This is a genomic window from Desulfosarcina sp., assembly GCF_041551955.1.
Lineage (GTDB): Bacteria > Desulfobacterota > Desulfobacteria > Desulfobacterales > Desulfosarcinaceae > Desulfosarcina.
Window position 1 is genome coordinate 1 of record NZ_JBFELV010000402.1, and the last position, 4758, is coordinate 4758.

General features: G+C 47.9%; 4 protein-coding genes. All 4 read right to left on the minus strand.

Annotation, left to right across the window (positions count from 1 at the left end):
* Nucleotides 1-48 precede the first annotated feature (48 nt).
* Nucleotides 49-1251 carry an NAD/NADP octopine/nopaline dehydrogenase family protein gene (locus ABYV26_RS21120; RefSeq protein ID WP_372683338.1) on the minus strand — a complete coding sequence of 401 codons (1203 nt, stop codon included), beginning with the start codon at nt 1249-1251 and terminating at the stop codon, nt 49-51.
* A 12-nt stretch (nt 1252-1263) separates the two neighbouring features.
* The gene (locus ABYV26_RS21125) at nt 1264-2589 is read right to left on the minus strand and encodes a serine dehydratase subunit alpha family protein (protein WP_372683339.1); all 1326 of its coding nucleotides are present in this window, start codon (nt 2587-2589) and stop codon (nt 1264-1266) included.
* Between the two features lie 255 nt (nt 2590-2844).
* Entirely contained in the window at nt 2845-3393 is a 549-nt protein-coding gene (locus ABYV26_RS21130) for a helix-turn-helix domain-containing protein (RefSeq protein ID WP_372683340.1), read from the minus strand.
* Between the two features lie 654 nt (nt 3394-4047).
* Nucleotides 4048-4758 (minus strand): sigma 54-interacting transcriptional regulator (locus ABYV26_RS21135; RefSeq protein WP_372683341.1); only part of this gene is annotated, 711 nt, incomplete at its 5' end.

Sequence of the window (4758 nt, forward strand, 5' to 3'; positions counted from 1 at the left end):
AAGCTTTATTCTGATAGACAAAAAAGAGAACCGGCCGTAATTTTTTTTTCACTTGCCTGTACGCATATACGCTATCATTTCTGCAGCAGTCATCTTTTCCAGGCCAAAGGTCTTTAAATTAAATCCAGTTTCGTAGTAGTCGGTTTCCTTCATGATGTTGGACAGATTGGTCATTGCATGGATAACCGGCGTTTCCACCTGTAAAACCTTCGCAAAACTGATGGCAGCACTGCAGCCAACCGGTACATCTTCTGTGATATACCTCGATTCCAGGGTGAAGCGTGCGCCTTTTGGGTTCGGCAGCCAAGTCGTCTGATCCAGAGGCTCAGAAAACGGCAGGCGATATCCCTCGCCGTACATCATCTCCCCGATGAGTCCCATACGGGACTGCAGCACATCTGCTTCAACAGGCATAATGCCTACGCCAAACGCCTTGGCAATAGCGACTTGTTCCTCATAGAACGCATACTGCACACGTCCCACGCTTGGGGAAACACCATGGGCATAGATGTCATAAAACACATCGGGATTGCCCACATTTGGGATAATGCCCCAGTTTTCAACGGTTCCGGCATTTAATACCACAGCAGGTACATGCAGCAGAACGTTGACATTGGAAAGGCCGATGTCCAATACCGTATCTCCGTGAATCAGTGCGGTTGCATCCAGTGCGGGGATCTCTTTACTGGCGGCCAGGTAGGCATCAAAATCGCTGGATGGCAGCGTATCGACTCGAATTTCATTTTCACGGTACATGACATTAACAACATCCGTTTCCGTCTCCATGTTGTTAAAATCCGTCAAGCGTGTCCCGTAGACCAACGATGAAAAACCCGCTATGACAACCTGGGTGTTCAGTCCTTTTTCCCGCATGATCCGGCGAAGAACCAAACTGCCGAAGTTGTCCGGGAAAATGCTGACCGTCTGCCCGTCTTCCAGCAGAGGTGCCAGTTCTTCAAATATTTGTTCAAAACCCTGCGCTTGTACCGAAACCAAAATATGATTGGCCCCCTGTACAGCCTCTTTCATGTCATAGGTGACCATGTCTATGACTGTTGTGCCGTTCCGCTTGAAATTTCCGTGGTTCTTTTCAATGCCTTCAAAGCGGATACGGCGGCTGTTCAGGATACCTTTGACTTTATTGTTGAACCTTGTAAATTCAACCATTCTGACTTCTGCGCCGCCGAGTTTACAGTCGGCAGCCAGTGCGTGGGCGCCATTGCCGGCGCCGATAACGGTAATAATTGCCATTAAATATTCTCCTTAGCAGATGGTGCCTTGTTTCTTTTTGACGTTGAATACAAATTCATCCGTAGTGGACATGCATTGCTTTTGAAGCTGGTAGATATTTTCGATGGTGTCGTCCACGGAGTCGGCCACGACGCCCTCGATGCTGCTGGAGCTGAGGCCTTTTTCAGCCATCAGCATCGCTTGCAGGGCGCCGCACAGTCCTGTGTATGATCTGAAGGCGCAGCTTGGCTTGGCGCCATCGCAGATAACACCTGCCAGGTTGCCCAACGTGGTACGTGCAAGGTTGGAGATCTGTTGCTTGGTGGCACCATGCAGAAAAGCGACGCCGCTGGCTGCAGCGACGGGCGCCACACCGGAGCAGTAGCACATTGGAGATAAATGCGCATATTCGTTGGAACGATAGTCCAGATAAATGTTCATCAGATTCGACATCGCCACGGCACGTATGATTTCCTCTTCACTGGCTTTGCGGTAGTCGCCGGCTGCGATAGGTGCCATGCTGCTGATGATTCCCTGGTTGCCGCTCCCGGTGTTGCTCATGGCCGGATAGCCGCTGCCGCCCATACGCGCATCTAAACCAGCAGTGGTCCACTTGAGGATGTGTGTGATCTCATCGTCGGCGATGAGCCCTTTGTCGATATTCTCCTGCAGCGTGCGAGCGACTTCCAGGCCGTAGGCGTTTTCCAGGCCGTCTTTGCAGACCCCACGGGTTAGCTCTATGGCAGTTTTAATATGCGCCAACTCGCTGATATCGCAGTTGGTGCAGAAATCGTAAATACTTTCAACCGAGAGGAAGGAAGCATCGAAGATCTCTCCCGCCTGGGCTTGCAGCACCGCGGTTTCTTTTTCGCGGCTGCCGAGCAGTATTTTGCCGTCCTGCTCGATGGTTTTGACGCCATTGTGCTCATTCCACAGGCTGACGGTGACGGTGTGCTGGTCAGTTTCCAAGGTAGTTTTCAAATAAATCGCAGGCGCCGGGGTGGTCAGATCGAGGGAGATCTTTCCAACTGCAATGAGCGCTTCGATGAGCTTTTCAGCAGTTTCCACGTCCGCTACCGTGACCTTGTTCAGCACCTCCATGTCCAGGTCGGCATCCCCGGCGAGAACACCGAGCACCGTAGACAGGAAGCCGCCGCGCTTGCCGCCGGTATTTGGAATCCCTACCGACTGCACGCCGATCACCATCAGGCCGGATCCCTCCATGGTAATCCGTTTAATTTCCCCAGGTGCATATTTGCGGGCCGTGGCTGCAGCAAGCGCAAATGCCACCGGTTCGGTGCATCCCAGCGCTGGGATGAGTTCCTTCTCCATAACTTTTACAAAGGCATTTTTTTCCATGATTAACTCCTTAAATTTTTCTTACATGGTTGACTGGTGGCCATAGCCCCCCAATAGCACCTTTGCATGACAGTGTTGCCATGCCGCTTTTACGAATTTTGCAACTAAGTCCTTTATAGCGGGATAATGTCCTTTATAGCGGACAAGGAGTGCAGTAACATATCCTATAAATGAATATCAACAGCTAATATGATGTTACACCAAATTCATCCGTTATAAAGGAAGGATCTTGGAACCCCCTGTGGTTATGAGACGCTACTTATAGCTGATGATGAAGTGCGCAATTGCGTCTACCTCGCTGTTATTAATATACTTATGGTCTTCTCTTGAATCAAATGCAATGGCACTACCGGCTTTGAGGTGGTAGGTATTTGTACCGACGACTAATTCGATTTCGCCTTGGGAAATTAACAAATATTCCGTATTGCTGTTCTTGTGGTGTACCGCAGAATAATTGCATCCGGGTTTGATGATGCCATAAAAAAACTCAAATCCGCTTATCGGTGAAAAGGGGAAAATGCAGTAGATCAGTATATGGTCATCATTGTCCGTCAGTGGAATCATATTGTCGATGCTTTTTACATCATATAGCGTGTTTGTATATTCCAATAGCGTTTCAAACTTGATTTTTAGGCCATTTGCAATTTTCCAAACGGTTGCGATAGTTGGGATTGATTCCGAACGCTCTATTTGGCTGAGCATGGTTTTGCTCACCCCTGTCATGGAAGAAACCTCGCTGAGGCTGAGGCCCATCTCGTTTCGGGTGTTTTTCAGCTTTTCGCCCAGCGCAGAAAAATCATTCATATAATATCACCTCTTTCCATTTTTTTGTCTGATGTAGCCAGCCACACCCCAAATTACAGCATATGAAGTGGTCCGAATTGTTGGGACCGTCTCTAAGCACCATAGGATATATGTGATCAAGATAAAAGAATAAACATAGGGGCCTACGGGAGAACCACACATGCGGTTCAAAGGGTGGGAAAGAGATCCCCTTTTCCTGAGCGCTATCATGGTATTCAAGCTCAATGGCTATCAATTTGAAATAGGCAGGACAGGACAGATTGAACTAAGCCTCAGTATTTATCTTGAAGCTCGGGATTTACAATTCCCAACCAATCGAATTCTCTTGGGTTGTTCAAGGTCATCCTACGTCGTGCGAATCTGTCAACGACACAGTGGTACCTAAGAACGATCAGTGATGTTGAAGCGATAAGGTGGATTAAGAATATTTATGGCTGATGTAAAAAGGGGTGATGCCGGTTTCCGGTTTCACCCCATTCCTACTTGCCAGTAAAGATACGCAGAACTAAGCGTTGATTTTTTCGGAAAAAGCAGGCCACAAGATCTGGTATGAAGTTGCCTATAATACTGAAATATATTTTTTTTCATGCATGGCAGCGATGCGTAATATGGGAACTGTGTGATACGGCCTGGCGATGGTTCAAAAAACATATTTCAGTCCTTCTCAGATGCGGTCTTCTGATCTTCCGTTGCCCTTTTTTCCAGAATTTTTTTATATTGGTACCTGAAGGCATGGTGTTTTAACTTCAGAAGTATTGCAGCGCGGGTTTCGTTACCCTTTGCCAGGGCCATGGCCTGGGAAAAGTAAAATTCATCCATATATGTTTTCATGGCATCCAGGTCCACCCCCTCAGGAGACAGAGGCTCGAGAGCCAAAGGCGGAATGTTATTTGTGCTTGCCCCTGCCACAAAGTCACTCAGCCCCAAGTCCTCGGGCGTCAGTTCCGGTCCTTTTGCTGTGAGAACGGCACGTTCGATCATGTTTCTCATTTCTCGGACATTGCCCTTCCAGGTGAAGTTCTTTAACAGATCCTGAGATAGTTCACTAATACCGGTCAAGGATCTGTCAAATTTTTCATTGAACATCTGCAGGAAATATTTAGCAAAAATCAAGACATCTTCATCCCGTTCATTGAGAGAGGGCACCTGGATTTTGATGACGCCTATTCGGTAAAAGAGATCCCTGCGATATGAGCCCTTTTGGATCATCTCTTCCAGGTTCTTGTTTGTAGCGGAGACAATACGAGTAGTGACCTTCTTTATTTCGGTACTCCCCACCTTATAGAACTGACCGTCTTCCATGAACCTAAGCAATTTGGCCTGAGCATCCAAATTTAGATCCCCCACCTCATCAAGAAATAGGGT